This is a genomic window from Mesorhizobium sp. M1312, assembly GCF_040318115.1.
Lineage (GTDB): Bacteria > Pseudomonadota > Alphaproteobacteria > Rhizobiales > Rhizobiaceae > Mesorhizobium.
In genome coordinates, this window is sequence record NZ_JAMYLQ010000018.1 from 119,022 (window position 1) to 136,262 (window position 17,241).

Below are 17,241 nucleotides of genomic sequence, written 5' to 3' on the forward strand. Positions count from 1 at the left end.
CCTGCCGCATGGCCGTAAGCATCAGAACCGACGGCGAGGCTGCCGGCCTCGCTTCCCCATCCAGTCGCAGCGCGACGGTCGCATCGTGGGACCAGCCGATCCTGCTCAGGCTGGTGTCGATCGCCCTGTTCGCGGGAATTTGGGAGGTGGCCGGGCGTATTCCGGTTAGCTTCGCCTTCCCGACTTTTTCCGACACGATCGTCGCCTTGTTCGGATTGCTCGCCGACGGCAGCCTGGCGACCGCCTATCTTTCGACACTGCAGCCGCTGGTGCTCGGCGTTTTCCTGTCGGCGTTCCTTGGTGTCGGCCTTGGCACGATCTGTGGCCTGTGGCGCACCGGCGAATGGCTGGTGATCCCGGTGTTCATCGTGCTTCAGGCTGCACCCGTCGCTGCTTTCATTCCGATGGTCACCTTCGTCTACGGAATAGGCATGACCGCCAAGACGCTCGCCGTCATGATCCTGGCGCTGCCGGTCATCGTGCTCAACACCTACAAGGCGGTGCGTAACGTCAACGAATCGCTGCTCGTCATGTGCCGATCGTTCCTGGGCACACGCTGGCAGACCGTCGCCAAGATCATTCTTCCCGACGCCAGCCCGGTCATTTTTGCTGGTCTGCGCCTCGGAGTCGCTGCTGGGTTCGTCGGCGTGGTGCTCGCCGAACTGCTGATCACCCCGACCGGCATCGGCGACCTCATCACCTTCCACCGCTCGCGCGCAGACTACGCCGAGATGTACGCAACAATTGCCTCGATCATTGCGCTTTCTACCCTGACGCTCGTCTTTCTGCAGTGGGTGGAAGTCCGTGTTTTCAGGCCTGAAAGTAGAGGTGCTTAAGATGGGCGCGACCGCATTGCGAAATGGACCGTCGCCGGTTCCCGCACCGATCGATTCGATCGTGGAAGTGAGAGGAATTTCCAAGACCTACGGCAATATCGAGGCGCTGCGCAGCATCGATCTCGACTTTCCCAGGGGCAAGCTGACCAGCCTTCTTGGTCCCAGCGGTTGCGGAAAGACGACGCTGCTGAAGATTATAGCGGGGCTGATACGGGCCGATGGCGGGACCGTCGCGATCAACGGCAAGCACGTCAGCGCGCCCGGGCCTGAACGCGCTTTCGTGTTCCAGGATTTTGCGCTGATGCCTTGGGCGACTGTGATACGCAACGTGGCCTTCGGACTGGAATTGCGCGGCACCAACAAGGCCGAGCGCGAGGAGATCGCCCGCCGCTATATCGCCGAAGTGGGTCTCGCCGGCTTCGAGGACAAATATCCGCACGAACTGTCGGGCGGCATGCGCCAGCGCGTCGGCCTGGCGCGGGCCTTGTCGGTCGATGCCGACGTCCTGTTGCTCGACGAACCGTTTTCGGCGGTCGACGAGCAGAACCGGCGGAAGTTCCAGGAAGATCTGATCCGACTGCGTACCAACCAGAACAAGACCTTCATCTTCGTGACGCACTCGATCGAGGAGGCAGTCTACATCTCCGACCGCATCGTCTTGCTGTCACCGAGACCCGGCCGGGTGTCGCAAATCATTGAACCGGAAATCGATCGCTCCGGCGACCCCGAGCGCATTCATCGCGACAGGCACTATCTCGATACGGTCGAGGAGATCTGGCAGGGGCTGAAGCAGTATGTGGAGTGACCGGCCATGACCTTGTTGGGCTACCGAGTACCAATGATGGCGTCCCTGCTCGTCTGGTGCGTCGTATGGGAAATCGTCGGCCGGCTGGACCTTGTCTTTCTGCTGCCGCCGTTTAGCGACGTGCTGGTTGCAGCGGTCAGTCTCGTGCAGACGCCGTCATGGCAGAGCGCGACAGTCACGACCCTTCGTGCCTTCGCCATGGGCATGGCTCTGTCGATCGTAATCGGCGTGCCACTGGGCATCCTGATGGGACGCGTCAAGATCGCCGACGACCTGCTCGGCATGTGGGTCAACATCTTTTCAAGCGCACCGCTCTCGGCGATCGTCCCCGTGCTGATGATCCTGTTCGGCTTCGGCGAGAAGACGATCGTTGCGGCGGTGTTCCTGTTTGCAATCTGGATCATCGTTCTCGACACCCGCGCCGGCGTCCGCCATATCTCGCCGTCGCTGATCGAGATGGCGCGTTCCTATGGCGCCTCGCGCCCGGCGCTTTATACCAAGATCATCCTTTGGGCGGCACTTCCGGAAATCCTTGCCGGCATCCGCCTGGGCCTCATCCGCGGCGTCAAGGGCGTCGTCATCGGCCAGTTGCTTGTCGCCATCGTCGGTTACGGCGCGCTGTTCGAGACCTTCTCGCGAAATTTCCGCATGGCCGAATTCTGGGCCTTGACCATTATCCTTTTTGCCTTCGCCCTGCTGATCGCCGAACTGATCGAAAGAGCCGAAGCCAAAGTCGAATACTATGCAGGAGCAAGACAGTGAACATGCACGGCACGACCTCAAGCTACGTCATCGAACCGACCGCAATCCCGAGCATCCCGGTGGCGGGAACCGACAAAATGTTTCCGGTGCACCGGGTCTATTGCGTCGGGCGGAACTATGCCGCGCATGCAGTCGAGATGGGACACGACCCCAACAAGGAGCCGCCGTTCTTCTTCCAGAAGAACCCCGACAACCTCGATACGACAGGAGAATTTCCGTATCCTCCGGCCTCCAACGATGTCCATCACGAGATCGAAATGGTCGTGGCGCTCAAAAGCGGCGGTACGGATATCGCGGTCGAAAAGGCTCTGGACTGCGTATTCGGTTATGGCGTAGGTCTCGACATGACGCGGCGCGATCTGCAAGGTAAGGCGAAGGACATGGGCCGTCCATGGGAGGTCGGCAAAGCCTTCGAGGCATCGGCGCCATGCACGCCATTGGTTCCGGCAAGCTCGATCGGTCATCCAACCCAGGGAGCGATTTGGCTGGACGTCAATGGCGAACGCAAACAGACCGGCGACCTCAACCAGATGATATGGAAAGTTCCGGAAATGATCAGCTTTCTCTCAGGTCTTTTCACACTGATGCCGGGGGACATCATTCTTTCCGGCACGCCAGCGGGCGTCGGCGCGGTTGTTCGCGGTGATGTTCTTCGCGGTCATATCGATGGCGTCGGCGACCTAGAGGTTCGCGTTGTCTGAAGCGTCGATCGTTGAACGGCTTGCTGCCGGAGCGGTCGATGCGCCGGCGATTTCGGCACCCAGACAGGATTACGCTCACCTATGGCGGACTGCGCCGCCTGATCTCCGAAACGGCAGCGCAACTGCATGCACTGGGCCTCGGCCGTGGCGACCGGGTGGCCATCGTGTTGCCGAACGGGCCGGAGATGGCGACGGCCTTTGTCGCGGTGGCCGCAGCCGCCTCGACCGCGCCGCTCAACCCGGCCTACCGGGCCGACGAGCTTGACTTCTACCTGACCGACATTGGCGCCAAGGCGATCCTCGTTGCCGAGGACGAAAGCGGCCCGGCGATTGCCGTTGCCGAGCGCCTGGGCATAGCGGTGCTCAGGCTCGCAGCACTGCGCGACGCGCCGGCCGGAAGCTTCAAGATCAAGGGCGAACCGATCGGCCCGCCGGCTGCGCCCGAACTGCCTGAGGACGGCGACATCGCGCTGTTGCTGCACACTTCAGGCACCACGTCACGACCGAAGCTGGTGCCGCTCAGCCATGCCAATCTTGCCGCCTCGGCCGCCCATATCGGCGCGACGCTCGGTCTGACGGCCGGCGATCGCTGCCTCAACATCATGCCGCTGTTTCACATCCATGGCTTGATCGCGGCGGTGCTGTCCTCGCTCGCCGCCGGCGGCAGCGTGTTCTGCACGCCGGGCTTCAACGCGCTGCGCTTCTTCCATTGGCTTAGCGAGGCGCGGCCGAGCTGGTACACGGCCGTGCCGACCATGCATCAGGCGATCCTGCCGCGCGCGGCGCGCAACGCCGATGCGCTGGCCGCAGCACCTTTACGCTTCATCCGCTCGTCCTCGGCATCGCTGCCGCCGCAAGTGATGGCCGAGCTCGAGGCGACCTTCGGCTGTCCGGTGATCGAATCCTACGGCATGACCGAGGCCGCCCACCAGATGGCCTCGAACCGGTTGCCGCCGGGCCTGCGCAAACCGGGCAGCGTCGGCGCCGCCGCCGGACCGGAAGTGGCGGTGATGGCGCCGGACGGGCAATTGCTGAAGCCCGGTGAGACCGGCGAGATCGTCATTCGCGGGCCTAATGTCACCGCGGGCTACGAGAAGAATCCGGACGCCAATGCCACGGCCTTCGCGCATGGCTGGTTTCATACCGGCGACCAGGGCGTGCTCGACAACGACGGCTATCTGCGCGTCACCGGCCGCCTCAAGGAGATCATCAACCGCGGCGGTGAGAAGATCTCGCCGCTCGAGGTCGACGACGTGCTGATGGATCATCCAGCGGTGGCGCAGGTCGTCACCTTCGCGACGCCACACGACAAGCTCGGCGAGGAGGTCGCGGCTGCGATCGTGCTGCGCGACGGCATGACCGCTACCGAAGGCGATATCCGCAGCTTTGCCGCGACGCGGCTCGCCGACTTCAAAGTGCCGCGCATTGTCCTGATCCTGGACGAAATCCCGAAGGGCGCCACGGGTAAGCTGCAGCGCATCGGGCTCGCGACTAAACTTGGTCTTGCCAAACCCGGGCTTGCCAAACCCGGGCTTGGATAATGATGCGGATCACCATCTTTGGCGCCGGCGCGATCGGCGGCTATCTCGCGGCAAAACTTGCCATCGCCGGCCGGGTCGATCTTTCGATCGTGGCGCGCGGCGCGCATCTCGATGCGATCAAGGCGACCGGGCTTCGCCTGATCGAAGACGGTCATGAATCCGTCGCCACCGTCAAGGCCGCCGCGCAGGCGCAGGAACTAGGCGTCCAGGACTATGTCGTGCTGGCGCTCAAGGCCCATTCTCTCGCACCAGCGCTCGACCAGATCGCGCCGCTGCTGGGCGAGGGGACGGCCGTCGTCACCATGCAGAATGGCGTGCCGTGGTGGTATTTCCATAAGATCGGTGGGTCGCTCGAAGGCACGCGGTTGCAAGCGGTGGATCCCGGTGGGGTGATCTGGGATCGGCTTGGCCCGGATCGCGTCATCGGCTCGGTCGTCTATCCCGCGGCCGAGGTGGAGGCGCCCGGCCTGGTCCGCCATATCGAGGGAAAACGCTTCTCGCTTGGCGAGCCCTCGGGCGAGAAGAGCGAGCGTGTCACGCGGCTTGCCGAGGAAATGGTTGCGGCGGGGCTGCAGGTGCCGGTCCGCGACGACATCCGTAGCGAAATCTGGGTGAAGCTCTGGGGCAATCTCTCCTTCAACCCGATTTCCGCGCTGACCGGCAGTACGCTTGCGGCAATCGTTGCCGACGAGGCAACCCGCATGCTTGCCCGAGCCATGATGCTGGAAGCGCAGGCGATCGGCGAAAGCCTCGGCGTGCGTTTTCCGATATCAGTCGACCGCCGCATCAAGGGAGCCGGCGACGTCGGCGAGCACAAGACGTCGATGCTGCAGGATCTGGAGCGCGGCCGTCCGATGGAGATCGACGCGCTGGTGACTGCGGTTCAGGAACTCGGCCGGCTGACTAGCCAGCCGACGCCCACCATCGACAGCGTGCTGGCACTGGTGCGCCGCCTCGCCATCGAACGCGGCTGCTATTGATGTACCGATCGTGAAGTTGCCGACTCGATCCCCACTTGACTCTCCAGTTTGTTCCTGCTTTGTTCCATGCTGTCGTCGCATTATAAGTGCTTCAGCGGTCAGCGGCTGGGCGCGATATCCATCCTGGCATGAGTTGTCAGCTATCGAGGGGGCGACAGTGGCAGGCCAGCAAGCGGTTCCCTACTTGGAACTAGTCTGAACAGGAGGAAACACATGACCACCGCGGAAATTGCCAAGGATTTCACAGAGCTGCTGAAGCAAGGTGAGAACGAAGGTGCTGCTGAGAAGTACAATGCCGATGACATCGTCAGCTACGAAGCAATGGAAGGGCCGATGGCTATCTGCCGTGGCAAGGAAGCCGTGAGGCAGAAGGGCCAGTGGTGGCAAGAGAACAACGAAGTTCATGGCGGCTCGGTCGAGGGCCCATATGTCAACGGCGACCAGTTCGCAGTGCGCTTCAAGTTTGACATAACGCCCAAGGCTACAGGCGAGCGTGGCAGCATGGATGAGGTCGGTCTGTACACGGTCAAGAACGGCAAAATTGCCGAAGAGCGCTTCTATTATTGAGGCTGAAACCGGCTTCCGGAAGCTTGGTCACCTCGCCGCATCGTTGGAAATCAGGCATGGCGGCCAGGACGATGCCCTGGCTGCCGTGTGAGCAGCTCAAATCCCCTTCACATACGCCGCAAGCTGATCCGCCACTGTGCCCCAGCCGTCGAAAAAGCCCATCTCCTCATGGTTCTTTCGTGTCGCTTCATCCCGGTGGATGGCGGTCGCGGTGTAGCGTGTCGCCTTGCCTTCCGGCTGCAACGATATGACCGCTGTGATGAATGGGTCCCCTGACGGCCGATAGCCGGGCAGCAACGCATCGGTCCACACCAGCCGCTCGTTCGGCACGATGTCGAGGTAGCAGCAATGGCGGTCATTGACCTCTTTGCCATCGGGTGACTGCATGCGAGTCCTGAACAGACCGCCGGGTCTAAGATCGATCTCGCAATCGGAAACGGTCCACGGTTTCGGTGTGAACCATTGCCGAACGTGTTCGGGCGTCGTCAAGGCCGTCCACAAAAGCTCGCGCGGCGCGTCGATGAAGCGTTCGAGGACGAGGTCGAGTCTCGGGTCGGGTTTGAACAGCGGGGTCGAACTCATTTGCCTTTCTCCTTGAGTTTTAGGACATACTCGTCGAACTGATCGAGGCGGCGTTCCCATAGCGCGCGTTGCTCGGCCAGCCAATTTTCCGCAAGCATCAGCGGTTCAGGTGCAAGCCGGTAGGTCCTGACGCGGCCCGCTTTTTCGGAACGCACCAGCCCGCAGCCTTCTAAAACCTTCAGATGTTCGATGAAGGAGGGCAGGGCCATATCGAACGGATGGGCAAGTTCGCCGACCGAGGCGGGGCTTCTGTTCAGCCGCTCGACAACACGGCGGCGCGTCGGATCGGAAAGCGCCCGAAAGATGCCGTCGATCGGTGGAATGTTCGGACTTGCCGTCTGCGGGATTGTTGCGGCGGTCATGTCTTCCTCGCGCCACTGCGCATCGCCAAAGATGGTTCGGAAAAAATACTTAGGAAATTTCCTTAGTATTGGCAAGCCCAAATCTTGAAGGTGCTGGCAGGCCGCTGGCAAAGTGAGAAGTGCGGTTTTAGGGTGCCACCAGATTCGACGAACGATCAGTCCGAGGGATCCTAATTTTGACCATCACGATGTACGGCATCACCAATTGCGACACGATCAAGAAGGCCCGCACCTGGCTGGAAAGCCACGACGTCGCCTATCGGTTTCACGATTACAGGGTCGAAGGTCTGGAAGCGGATCGGCTCGATGGCTGGTCCAGCAAGGTCGGCTGGGAAGTCCTGCTCAACAAGGCGAGCACGACGTTTCGCGAACTGTCGGACAAGGACAAGCTGAGCCTCGATGAGAAGAAGGCCAAGGCGCTGATGCTGGCCAAACCGACGATGATCAAGCGGCCGGTCCTCGATCTTGGCGGTCGTATCCTCGTCGGCTTCAAGCCTGATGTCTATCAGCATGCGGTGGGTGGGTGAAGTAGCGGGATGGGATGCTTTTCACGCTCCAGTTCGAGAGCCTGCTTGCCGCGCCGGTCTCAATTCCGCCAAGCGAATTGGGTCGCGGAAAAGACCTTGGCCTGTCTGGCCGACAACGCGTCCCATGCTTCGCGGCAGCTGGGGTCCGGCTCGATTGTCTCGGCGATACTCGTCATGGCGTTCGCCGCCTCAGAAAAACTCTCGAACCATCCGATGCCGACCGCGGCGCTAATGGCTGCGCCGAGGGAGGAGGCTTCAGCGTTGTGACCCTTATGGATCGCGATCCCGGTCGCGTCCGCGATCATTTTGGTCCAAAGTTTGCTGTTGGCGCCGCCGCCGATCGCCACCATTTGCGCCGGCGAAAGACCATGGCTGCGCATCTCTTCGAGAGCCCGGGCGGTTTGCAGCGTCATCGCCTCTAGCCCCGCACGATAGAAGTGCCCGAGCGTGTGCGAGGGGTGCATGCCGATGAAGCTCGCGCGTGCGCTCGGATCCCAATGCGGGTCCATGCAACCAACCAGGGTGGTGCCGGCGAGAAGTCCGTCCGAGCCGATTGGGACGGCCGCCGCTTCCCTTTCCAGGCGGTCGAAGATCGCCGGATCGGAGCGTCCGCCGGCAAACGTGTCGACGAACCAGTTGACGAAATAGACACCCGCCCGCTGCACTGCCTCGAGGAAATAGCCATCGCCTGTGGGCGAGGTCATGGTACGCCAGAAGGCGCCGACCACCGGTTCCCGCGACCAGATTCCCGCGATGATCGCGGTTCCGAGATTGAGATAGACGACGCCGTCGCGCATGGCATTGACGCCGAGCCCGGCGCATTGCCCATCGCCGCCGGCGGCAATCACCGGCGTTCCTTCGGCTAGCCCCGTTGCGGCGGCGGCTGCGGCATGAACGGTCCCGACCCGCGTGCCGGACCGCACCGCATTGGGAAGTTGCGACGGCCTGATACCGAGATGATCGAGGAGCGGCTGCGACCATGCCTTGCGCGAGATGTCGAAGAGACCGAACGGATCGGCGCTCGTCCAGCTCGCACTCGGCGTTCCCGTCAGTTTCAGCGTCAGATAACCGTGCACGTCGAGGATTTTGTTCGCATGGTCCAATCGTTCCGGCTCGTTCTCGCGCAGCCATTTCAGACGGTAGACCACTGGCGTCACATCGATCGGTTTGCCGGTGATCGCGTGCAGCCGCTCACGGCCGATCTCCGCCGCGAAACGGTCGACCAGCCCGGCGGCACGTTCGTCGAGCCAGAGGCTCGCGGGTCCGATTGGCTCGCCGGCGCCGTCGATGAGCGCAACGGTTTCGCGCTGGTTGGAGATCGCGATACCGGCGATGCGTTTCGGGTCGACCGCGCCGACTAGCTGTCGCAACGCCACTGTTGCGGCCCGCCACCAGTCGGTGACCTCCTGCTCGACAAAGTCCGGCCTCGGCTTCATCAGCTCGAGCGGCGCGCGGCCTTCCGCCACGGTTCGCCCGTCCCGGCTCCAGGCAATTGCCTTGCAGGATTGCGTGGAACTGTCGAGGCCGATGACCAGAGGTCCGTCGCTGCTGCCCATGATTGTCCTCCCGAGACGATAAGTTCCACCGGTGCTGGTTCGTCCAAGTGCCGGTTATTCCAAGAGAATGTTCGCGGTGGCCATGTCGGTGACAAAATGTGTCGCATATCCACCGCCGAGCCCTGCCCTGATCGCCCCCATCTTGCGGGCGCCACCGGCGGCGCAGATGCGGATGGGCACCGCTTTCAGTTCATCGAGCGTGATGCCGACGGTGCGTCCGTCGAGCGGAGTTGCGAAGGGGGCTCCTTGAGCGTCGATGAACCGCCCGATGATGACCCCGAGCGCTCCCTGCTCGATCATGCCGGCAAGTGCTGCCGCATCCGAGATCCCGGCTCGGGCATAGGTGCTCTCCGGCCCGATATCGCCGATCCCGAAGATGACCTTGCCGGCGGCACGGATCATACGGAACTGGTTGACGAGCATCGGCTCCTGCATGAGTTCGTCGTGCAGTTCGTCGGTGGAGACGATCGCCGGGGCAAGCAGGTTGATGCAGCGGGCGCCGAGCCGATTGGCCATCAGCGAGGTGCAGAATTCCGGCGAGAAATCGCTGGTGCCGATCGAGCTTCCCGAGAGCTGGACGACGGTGAGGTTCCGCTCATGCCGTAGTCGTGGAATCGAGCGGGCGGCAGCGAGCACCGTTTTTCCCCAGGCGACGCCGATCGTGTCACCCGGATCGACCATGGACGCGAGCAACCTCCCTGCCGCTTCGCCGATGCGGCGGTCTGCATCGTTGGGATCGAGGTCGGGAATAACCGCCGCGCCGCGAAGGCCGTATTTTTCCATGAGGCGCCGCGAGGTCAAGGTGCGGGCAAAAGCGTCGTGGTCGACCTGCACGGCGACAAGTCCGCTTTCGCGTGCCTCCTGCAGGTAATGTACCACGCTCGCCCTGGAGACGTTCATGACCTTGGCCACATCGCTCTGGTTAAGCTGGTCGACATAGTAGAGCCAGGCAGCCCACGCCACCGCGCTGTCGAATTCGGGCGGCAGTGCCGAGAGCCCAGATGGTCGGACCACGTCGATATCGGCGTTGGCATTCATGTCCCTTTTTCCGCAGGTTTGCAGAACGAAGTCAAGCGTTGCGGGCAAATGCTTGACAAAAGACAGTGATAGGTGACTATTGTTCGATAGCGCAGCGCGCCTGCGGTCCGATTAGAGAGTTGCCCACAAGAGGACGCCATGACGAATCCGGCAGCCGGATCCTGGACGACTTTAATCGACGACATTTTGAACGGGAACTGGACCAACCCGGAGACCGGGAAAAAGGCCGTGGTCCCGTATGAGCGGATTGTCATCGAAGAAAGCCTCGAAGGGCGAGCGGCCGACCTCGTTTCGGAGCTCGATCTGGGTGAGCGGTTCACGGTCGTTGCGGATGCCGCGACCTATGATGCGCTTGGCGAACGCGTTGCGCGCGAACTGAAGACGCTCGGCCCCGTCGATGTCGTGATATTGGATCGCCCGCATGCCGACATGGCCAATGTCGAAAGCCTGGCCGTCAAACTTGCGGATGCGGATGCCGTGGTCGCGGTCGGTTCCGGCACGATCAACGATCTTTGCAAGTTCGTCACCGGAAGGAATGGACGGCGCTACTGTGTGTTCGGGACGGCCGGTTCGATGAACGGCTACACATCGACGACCGCGTCCATCACACTTGAAAGCGGTCTGAAGGTATCCCTCCCTTCCCACGCGCCATCAGGCTTTTTCGTCGATCTTGGCGTCTCCGCTGCCGCCCCGACCTATCTGTCGGCGGCGGGGTTCGGTGACTGTCTTTGCCGCTCGGTCGCCCAGATCGACTGGTGGATGTCGCACCGTCTGCTTGGCACGGCCTACCATAAGGTTCCGTTTCTCATCCAGGAAAGGGATGAAGCGGCGCTCAACGAGCGTGCGGCAAAGCTTGCCGAACACGACATCGAGGCCAATGGCTATCTCTATCGCGTGCTGACGCTCTGCGGCCTCGGCATTTCCTTCACCGGCGTCTCCAATCACGGTTCCATGGGCGAGCATCAGATATCACACTACATCGACTGCTTCGCCGGCGAGCGTCACCCCGGTACGCTCCACGGCACCCAGGTCGGCGTCGCTTCACTCACAATGGCGCGATTGCAGCAAGCAATGCTTGCAAGCGACAAGCCGCCGGTGGTCAAGGCGACGAAGATCGATCCTGACGACATGGTCCGCCGCATGGGGCCGGCTGTCGCCGCACAGTGTCTCGACGAACTGAAGAAGAAGGCCTTCGACGAGACTGGAGCCGCCGCATTCAACGAGCGGCTGCAGGAGCTCTGGCCGACGCTCAGGCAGGAGCTCAAGCAATTCATGGTGCCTGTCGACGAAATGCAGCGCCTGCTGAAATCTACCGGCGGACCGATTTCAGCGGCCGAATTGGGCACGCCGGCCGATTTCTATCGCGAGGCCGTCGTTCATTGCCGGGAGATGCGCAATCGCTTCTCATTCCTCGACATTGCTGCTGATGCAGGAATGCTGGAGGATTTTGCTCGCGAGGAAGCCTGACCGGATGCGCGACCTCGCCGAATTCGGCCCCGAATCTGCATCGCGCATTCGCGGCGTCTTCTGCGATATCGACGACACCTTGACGACCGAGGGTCGTCTTCCGGCCGATGCCTACCGTGCGCTCGAACGCCTGCACGAGGCGGGCCTTGTCGTTGCTCCCATTACCGGGAGACCGGCAGGCTGGTGCGACATGATTGCCCGGTTCTGGCCGGTGACCGGCGTGGTCGGCGAAAATGGCGCTTTTTACTTCGCTTATGATCAGGCAACGCGAAAGATGATCCGGGTTTTCGCCGCGAGCGCTGAGGAACGCCGGGAACACAGGCGCAGGCTCACCGAACTGGAAAAGCGCATTGTCCAGGAAGTGCCGGGTTCGGCCGTATCCGCCGACCAGCAATATCGCGAAGCCGATCTGGCCATCGACTTTTGCGAAGATGTTCCGGCGCTGCCGATGTCCGATGCCAGGCGCATCAAGCAGATTTTCGAGGAAGCCGGCGCTGTCGCCAAGATTTCGTCGATCCATGTGAACGGCTGGTTTGGTCGATACGACAAGCTGTCGATGACGCGCCGCTTTGCGAGCGACAGGCTGGGAACCGATCTCGATGCCGAAAGGCAGGCCTACGCGTTCGTCGGAGACAGTCCGAACGACGCCCCGATGTTCGGGTTCTTTCCGAACTCGTTCGGGGTCGCGAATGTGATGGACTTCCAGGGACAAATCGACGCCGAACCCGCTTTCGTCGCCAGGTCGCGGGGTGGACGCGGTTTCGTCGAGATTGCCGATATGATCCTGGCGAACCGGAGGTCGGGAGTGGTCTGATCGGCCGGCGCGAAATGTGCCGGCTGCAAAAGACGTAAAGGGTGTTCTGCAGGCGATGGAACCGAACCAGGGACGGCTTAGGAAAGGTCCGCCGGAAGTCTGCTCGCAGATGAAAGCGGGCGCGGTGCACCGGGCAGCATCGCACGGCACCTTCGGCTGCCGCCGCGATGCCGGCCGGTGGATGTCACAGCGAGCTGCCCGTCTCCTGATCGGTGATGAGGCCGGTGAAGAACCCCTTTTCCAGGAGCTTGGCCATGATGCCGACCTTGTTCTTTCCGCCGGAAACAAGGATGCGTTTGGGAATGTTCAGCGTGTCGCGAGGATAAACCCCGACAATGCGCTCGTTGACGGGATGGTCGATAAGTTCGGCGTCCCGGTCGAAGAAATAGCCGAGAAAGTTCCCGATCGGCTTCATTCTCAGGACGTCGTCGAATTCCTCGTCCGTCATGTAACCGACGCTCCGAAGCGTCGAACTGGTTGTGCCGCCGACGCTCATCAGCGCAAGGTCGGCGTTCAGTGCCTTCTGGATAACCTCGCGCGCGCTCGGTTGCTGCAGGATCGTCTCGCGGCTTTCGCGGCTGTCGCAGATGATGGGTCCGGGGAGATAGTAGGATTCGGCCTGAGTGCGCTGGGCAAAGACGGCGGCGGCGTCGTATTTGTCGATCGACGACCGGCGCGACAGCGAGCCGAGAAGCGGCACGACGGTAACGTTCCTGAGCGCCACCGGTTCGATGTTGGAGGCGAGCCATCTCATGGTACGGCCCCACGCCATGGCGACCGTCATGTCGTCCCTGAGCAGCGTCTCGACGGTCTGCGCGGCATAGATGCCGATCACTTCGGAGAGCCCGAGCTCCGACCCGGTGTCATCAGGCGTGATGCTGCATATGTCGAGCCGGTACTTCCGCCTGAGCTGTTCTTCCATTTCGAGCGCCTGGGACGTCCCGGCGTTGATGCGGATCGAGACGATACCGCGCTCCTTCGCCTCGGCCAGCAGCCTGTGGATCTTGGTGCGATTGATCTGCAGCCGCTCGGCGATGGCCTGCTGCGTTTCGCCCAGCACGAAATATTGATGGGCAACCCGGGCCAGGAGACCGATCGACGTCATGAGGGTCCTCCGATGCTTGTGGCGCACCCATCCGAATGCCGCTGTCGCCGGCCAACAAGTGCTTGCCACAGACATGGTGACGATATAGCATTTGAACAAATGCACAAGATATGAACATTTGTGCATCGCAAAACGAAGCGGTACGGGAGGAACGCGTGCGGGTTGCCCAAGCCAGACGTTTCGTCATTTCGGACCACCCGCTGCCCTGGCTACTGCCGCTGGTGGCGATCCTGCTTGTCTTCACCGTCTATCCCCTGATCTACAACATCTGGCTGAGCTTCCACGAGTTCGTCCCGCGCCGGCGGGCGCTCGAATTCGTCGGAACGGAAAACTGGGTGCAGCTCTGGAACGACACGAGGTTCTGGCAGTCGCTCGTTATCACCTTCACCTATTTCGCCATCGCTCTGGTCTTTGAACTGGTGCTCGGCATGGCGATCGCGCTGCTCCTGGACAGCGACGGCTTCGGTTTCGGATTCCTGCGCGGCGTGCTGACGATGACGCTCGTCATCCCGCCGGCCATTGTCGGCATGATGTATCTGCTGATGGAGGATCCGCAGTTCGGGGTGATCAGCTACGTCCTGCAGTCGATTGGGCTGCTCAATCCGAACAACCCCATTCTCGCCACGGCGTCGACCGCGCTTGCCGGCGTTCTCGTCGCGGAAATCTGGCAGTGGACGCCGTTCATGGTCCTCATCTTCCTTGCCGGTCTCAGGGCGCTGCCGCCGGAGCCTTATGAGGCCGCGATGATCGACGGCGCGTCGTCGTTCCAGATTTTCCGGCGCATCACCCTGCCGATGATGTCGAAGGTGATCGCGATCGCCGTCCTGGTCCGCGGCATCGATCTGTTCCGCGTCTTCGATTACGTCTTCGTCATGACTTCCGGCGGGCCGGGAGCGTCGACCTACTCGCTGTCCCTCTATGCATGGCAGCAGACGTTCAGCTTCGTAAAATGGGGCTATGGAGCCACGCTCAGCCTCGTCACCCTGGTGATCATCCTCGTCATTGCCAACCTCTTCATCCGTATCGCGAAGGTGAGATGGTAAAATGAACGGCTCCTACTCGACGCGCATGCTTCGCACCATCGCCGCCTGGCTTGTGGTCGCAGTCTTCTTCTTTCCAATCTACTACTGGACGTCGGTGGCGTTCAAACACGGCAATGACATCTTCAACCGGCCGCCGAAACTATTCGCCTTCACGCCGACCTTCGACAATTTCCAGAAGGTGTTCGGGATTTCGCTGGGCAGCGGCGGCATCACGGTGACGCCGGGCGGCGGCAATTTCTACATGGCGCCCCGTGTCTGGGACTCGATCGTGATCGCGACGCTGTCGACAGTGCTCGCCGTCGCCATCGCCACGCTTGCCGCCTATGCGCTGTCGCGTATGAACTTCCGCGGCCGGCACAGTTTCGTCGGATGGGTGTTGTCGACGCGCATGATGCCGCCCGTCGCGGTCGCGGTTCCGATGTTCTTCATCTACAAGAGTTTCGGGCTCATCGACACCTATACCGGCATGGTGCTGATCCATGCGCTGATGAACCTGCCGCTCGCCGTCCTCCTGATGAAGAGCTTCTTCGACGACATCCCGTCCGAGATCGACGAGAGCGCGATCGTCGATGGCGCCAGCCGCTTCATGATCTTCCGGCGGATTGTGCTGCCGATGGCCAAGGGCGGCATCGCCGCCACGGCGGTCCTCTGCTTCATCTTCAGCTGGACCGAATTCCTCTTTGCGCTGACCCTGACCACCACGTCGGTCAAGACCGTGCCAGTCGTCTCGTCGACCTTCGTCACCTCGATCGGCACCGCCTGGGGCAACATGGCCGCGCTGGGCGCTGCATCCATCATTCCCGCTTTCATCTTCATTCTGTTGGTTCAGAAGCACCTCGTGCGCGGTCTCACGATGGGATCGTTGAAACAATAGATGGGAGGCTCAAATTCGCAGCCTTGTGAAAATCGCGAATTAAACCGGAGGAGTAGACAATGAAAGACAGCATCAGAAAGGCGCATCTTGCCTCTGTCACTGACCGCTTCGTTCGCGGACAGATGGACCGGCGGTCGTTTCTTCGCGCAGCAGGCATTCTCGGCCTCGGTGCCGGCGCGCTCGGCATGGGCTTGGGACGACGTCCGTTCTACGGCATCAGCCAGGCATCGGCTCAGGAACAGGAGCTGAAGCCCAGCGCCGAAATCACCAAGTGGCTCTCGGATGTCGGCAAGCCCTTTGCCGGAACGACGCTCCGTCTCGCCACCGAATCGACGCCGCCCTCGAATGCCATCGCTACGCAGCTCAAGCAGTACTTTGAGGAGGCTACCGGCATTAAGGTCGAGATCGAAGTGCTGCCGCTCGAGCAGGTGCTGCAGAAGCTAACGCTCGACGTCGCCTCGAGCCTCGGCACCTACGACCTCTACTATATCGACCAGAGCTGGGCGGCGAGCTTCAGCCAGGACGTCTTCGATCCGCGTGAGCAGCTCAAGAACGCCGATCTGGCAATGCCGAACTACAATATCGACGACTTCCTGAAGCCGCTCGTCGACGGTATTGCCATGTACGAGGACCGCATGGTCGGCGTGCCCTACGACATTCCGATCTTCATCATGCAATACCGCAAGGACGTCTGGGACGAGCTCAAGCTGCCTCCTCCGGCCACGCTGGACGATTTGCTGCAGGCGTCTGCGGCGATCACCGACGCCAAGGGCCCGAACATGTACGGCACCAGCGGCCAGATGAAATCGGGCCACTACAGCCTCGAATGCGATTGGACGGCGTGGCTTTGGGGCCATGGCGGTTCGATTTTCGGCCCCGACGGCAAATTCACCGGCAATGACGAAGCCGGGTTGGCCGCCATGGCCTACTGGGACAAGCTCAAGGCGACGATGCCGCCCGGCGTCGACGGCTGGACATGGGATGGCGAGGGCCAGTCGGTCGGCCAGGGCGTCGCCGCGTCGATGCTGTCCTGGGGCGAATTCTTCCCGTTCTTCGACGATCCCAAGGCTTCCAAGGTCTCCGGTCTGATGGAAGCGATGGTTCCGCCGAAACCTGCCGCTACGCTACGCACGGTCGAGCAGACCGGATTCGGCGAAATTCCGGGCGTTGGTCATCAGGGCGGTTCTTCGCTCGCCGTGTCGAAATACTCGAAGAGCCCGGACGCCGCCTGGATATTCATGCAGTGGGCGACCTCAGCCGATACTCAGGCGCTGATAACCGTTCTGGGCGGCGGGACGGGGCCAACGCGCACCAGCGTCTATGACGATCCACGCGTGCTGGCCAATGCGCGTGTCGGCGCCGGCACGACCCGCCATTTGCCGGTCGTGCGCGACACCATCGCCAACTACATGGGATCCGAGCCCGACCTGCCGGCATGGGCAGAACTCTCGAGCGACATGATCCCGGTTGCGCTGGGCAAATACTTTGCCGGCCAGTCGGGCTCGGCCAAGGAGTCGCTCGACGCCCTGAAAACCCAGGTCGACGATCTCGTCGCCAAGAGCTGAATGTTCCGGGGTGGGGGGGGGGGGGGGGGGGGGGGGGGGGGGGGGGGGGTCGAGGATGGCGAAAGAAGAAAGGGGTTGTAAGAGGAGGTAGTGGTGGGGAGAGGGATGGGTGAGGG

The 17,241-nt window shown here is 61.9% G+C and carries 17 protein-coding genes and 1 pseudogene; 13 read left to right on the forward strand and 5 right to left on the reverse strand.

What is annotated here, in order from left to right:
* The first annotated feature begins 8 nt into the window (after window positions 1–8).
* From NKH36_RS20780 to NKH36_RS20810, 7 genes and pseudogenes are all read left to right on the forward strand, one after another.
* Window positions 9–836, forward strand: a complete 828-nt coding sequence (locus NKH36_RS20780) for an ABC transporter permease (protein WP_352963896.1) — start codon at window positions 9–11, stop codon at window positions 834–836.
* A 1-nt stretch (window position 837) separates the two neighbouring features.
* Window positions 838–1,641, forward strand: coding sequence for an ABC transporter ATP-binding protein (locus tag NKH36_RS20785; RefSeq protein WP_352963895.1), 804 nt, complete (start codon window positions 838–840; stop codon window positions 1,639–1,641).
* A 6-nt stretch (window positions 1,642–1,647) separates the two neighbouring features.
* Window positions 1,648–2,403 (forward strand): ABC transporter permease, encoded by a 756-nt coding sequence (locus NKH36_RS20790; protein WP_352963893.1) that lies wholly within the window; start codon window positions 1,648–1,650, stop codon window positions 2,401–2,403.
* A 2-nt stretch (window positions 2,404–2,405) separates the two neighbouring features.
* Window positions 2,406–3,104, forward strand: coding sequence for a fumarylacetoacetate hydrolase family protein (locus tag NKH36_RS20795; RefSeq protein ID WP_352963935.1), 699 nt, complete (start codon window positions 2,406–2,408; stop codon window positions 3,102–3,104).
* Window positions 3,097–4,645: pseudogene (locus NKH36_RS20800) on the forward strand (acyl--CoA ligase). The gene NKH36_RS20795 and the pseudogene NKH36_RS20800 overlap by 8 nt, the downstream one beginning before the upstream one ends.
* Window positions 4,646–4,647: 2 nt before the next feature.
* Entirely contained in the window at window positions 4,648–5,625 is a 978-nt protein-coding gene (locus NKH36_RS20805) for a 2-dehydropantoate 2-reductase (RefSeq protein ID WP_352963933.1), read from the forward strand.
* Window positions 5,626–5,838: 213 nt separating this feature from the next.
* Window positions 5,839–6,192, forward strand: coding sequence for a SnoaL-like domain-containing protein (locus NKH36_RS20810; protein ID WP_352963891.1), 354 nt, complete (start codon window positions 5,839–5,841; stop codon window positions 6,190–6,192).
* A gap of 96 nt (window positions 6,193–6,288) precedes the next feature.
* Here the strand turns inward: NKH36_RS20810 and NKH36_RS20815 are convergent, their stop codons facing one another.
* The gene (locus tag NKH36_RS20815; RefSeq protein ID WP_352963888.1) at window positions 6,289–6,774 is read right to left on the reverse strand and encodes an SRPBCC family protein; all 486 of its coding nucleotides are present in this window, start codon (window positions 6,772–6,774) and stop codon (window positions 6,289–6,291) included.
* Window positions 6,771–7,136, reverse strand: a complete 366-nt coding sequence (locus NKH36_RS20820) for an ArsR/SmtB family transcription factor (RefSeq protein ID WP_352963887.1) — start codon at window positions 7,134–7,136, stop codon at window positions 6,771–6,773. The genes NKH36_RS20815 and NKH36_RS20820 overlap by 4 nt, the downstream gene beginning before the upstream one ends.
* 176 nt (window positions 7,137–7,312) lie before the next feature.
* On the opposite strand from NKH36_RS20820, the gene NKH36_RS20825 reads away from it, so the two are divergent.
* Window positions 7,313–7,663 (forward strand): ArsC family reductase, encoded by a 351-nt coding sequence (locus NKH36_RS20825; RefSeq protein WP_352963885.1) that lies wholly within the window; start codon window positions 7,313–7,315, stop codon window positions 7,661–7,663.
* 59 nt (window positions 7,664–7,722) lie between these two features.
* Here the strand turns inward: NKH36_RS20825 and NKH36_RS20830 are convergent, their stop codons facing one another.
* Both NKH36_RS20830 and NKH36_RS20835 read right to left on the reverse strand, forming a co-directional pair.
* Window positions 7,723–9,219, reverse strand: coding sequence for a xylulokinase (locus NKH36_RS20830; RefSeq protein ID WP_352963883.1), 1,497 nt, complete (start codon window positions 9,217–9,219; stop codon window positions 7,723–7,725).
* A gap of 54 nt (window positions 9,220–9,273) precedes the next feature.
* Window positions 9,274–10,257, reverse strand: coding sequence for a sugar-binding transcriptional regulator (locus NKH36_RS20835; RefSeq protein ID WP_352963881.1), 984 nt, complete (start codon window positions 10,255–10,257; stop codon window positions 9,274–9,276).
* 138 nt (window positions 10,258–10,395) lie between these two features.
* On the opposite strand from NKH36_RS20835, the gene NKH36_RS20840 reads away from it, so the two are divergent.
* Complete coding sequence (locus tag NKH36_RS20840) at window positions 10,396–11,724, forward strand: sn-glycerol-1-phosphate dehydrogenase (RefSeq protein ID WP_352963879.1); 1,329 nt, start codon at window positions 10,396–10,398, stop codon at window positions 11,722–11,724.
* A gap of 4 nt (window positions 11,725–11,728) precedes the next feature.
* Window positions 11,729–12,538 carry an HAD family hydrolase gene (locus NKH36_RS20845; protein ID WP_352963877.1) on the forward strand — a complete coding sequence of 270 codons (810 nt, stop codon included), beginning with the start codon at window positions 11,729–11,731 and terminating at the stop codon, window positions 12,536–12,538.
* Window positions 12,539–12,722: 184 nt separating this feature from the next.
* Here the strand turns inward: NKH36_RS20845 and NKH36_RS20850 are convergent, their stop codons facing one another.
* Complete coding sequence (locus NKH36_RS20850; RefSeq protein WP_352963875.1) at window positions 12,723–13,643, reverse strand: sugar-binding transcriptional regulator; 921 nt, start codon at window positions 13,641–13,643, stop codon at window positions 12,723–12,725.
* Between the two features lie 155 nt (window positions 13,644–13,798).
* On the opposite strand from NKH36_RS20850, the gene NKH36_RS20855 reads away from it, so the two are divergent.
* Genes NKH36_RS20855 through NKH36_RS20865 form a run of 3 tightly spaced genes read left to right on the forward strand, consistent with a single transcriptional unit; the run spans window position 13,799 to window position 17,125 of the window.
* Window positions 13,799–14,686, forward strand: a complete 888-nt coding sequence (locus NKH36_RS20855) for a carbohydrate ABC transporter permease (RefSeq protein ID WP_123146999.1) — start codon at window positions 13,799–13,801, stop codon at window positions 14,684–14,686.
* 1 nt (window position 14,687) lies between these two features.
* Window positions 14,688–15,560 (forward strand): carbohydrate ABC transporter permease, encoded by an 873-nt coding sequence (locus NKH36_RS20860; RefSeq protein WP_352963872.1) that lies wholly within the window; start codon window positions 14,688–14,690, stop codon window positions 15,558–15,560.
* Window positions 15,561–15,619: 59 nt separating this feature from the next.
* Entirely contained in the window at window positions 15,620–17,125 is a 1,506-nt protein-coding gene (locus NKH36_RS20865) for an ABC transporter substrate-binding protein (RefSeq protein WP_352963869.1), read from the forward strand.
* Window positions 17,126–17,241: the final 116 nt, after the last annotated feature.

Bases quoted from the DNA above. Each gene is read 5' to 3' on its own strand.
- NKH36_RS20850 (WP_352963875.1), bottom strand. From the start codon at position 13,643: ATGACGTCGATCGGTCTCCTGGCCCGGGTTGCCCATCAATATTTCGTG.
- NKH36_RS20785 (WP_352963895.1), top strand. From the start codon at position 838: ATGGGCGCGACCGCATTGCGAAATGGACCGTCGCCGGTTCCCGCACCG.
- NKH36_RS20840 (WP_352963879.1), top strand. From the start codon at position 10,396: ATGACGAATCCGGCAGCCGGATCCTGGACGACTTTAATCGACGACATT.
- NKH36_RS20810 (WP_352963891.1), top strand. From the start codon at position 5,839: ATGACCACCGCGGAAATTGCCAAGGATTTCACAGAGCTGCTGAAGCAA.
- NKH36_RS20820 (WP_352963887.1), bottom strand. From the start codon at position 7,136: ATGACCGCCGCAACAATCCCGCAGACGGCAAGTCCGAACATTCCACCG.
- NKH36_RS20795 (WP_352963935.1), top strand. From the start codon at position 2,406: ATGCACGGCACGACCTCAAGCTACGTCATCGAACCGACCGCAATCCCG.
- NKH36_RS20845 (WP_352963877.1), top strand. From the start codon at position 11,729: ATGCGCGACCTCGCCGAATTCGGCCCCGAATCTGCATCGCGCATTCGC.
- NKH36_RS20780 (WP_352963896.1), top strand. From the start codon at position 9: ATGGCCGTAAGCATCAGAACCGACGGCGAGGCTGCCGGCCTCGCTTCC.
- NKH36_RS20865 (WP_352963869.1), top strand. From the start codon at position 15,620: ATGAAAGACAGCATCAGAAAGGCGCATCTTGCCTCTGTCACTGACCGC.
- NKH36_RS20830 (WP_352963883.1), bottom strand. From the start codon at position 9,219: ATGGGCAGCAGCGACGGACCTCTGGTCATCGGCCTCGACAGTTCCACG.
- NKH36_RS20805 (WP_352963933.1), top strand. From the start codon at position 4,648: ATGCGGATCACCATCTTTGGCGCCGGCGCGATCGGCGGCTATCTCGCG.
- NKH36_RS20815 (WP_352963888.1), bottom strand. From the start codon at position 6,774: ATGAGTTCGACCCCGCTGTTCAAACCCGACCCGAGACTCGACCTCGTC.
- NKH36_RS20835 (WP_352963881.1), bottom strand. From the start codon at position 10,257: ATGAATGCCAACGCCGATATCGACGTGGTCCGACCATCTGGGCTCTCG.
- NKH36_RS20860 (WP_352963872.1), top strand. From the start codon at position 14,688: ATGAACGGCTCCTACTCGACGCGCATGCTTCGCACCATCGCCGCCTGG.
- NKH36_RS20790 (WP_352963893.1), top strand. From the start codon at position 1,648: ATGACCTTGTTGGGCTACCGAGTACCAATGATGGCGTCCCTGCTCGTC.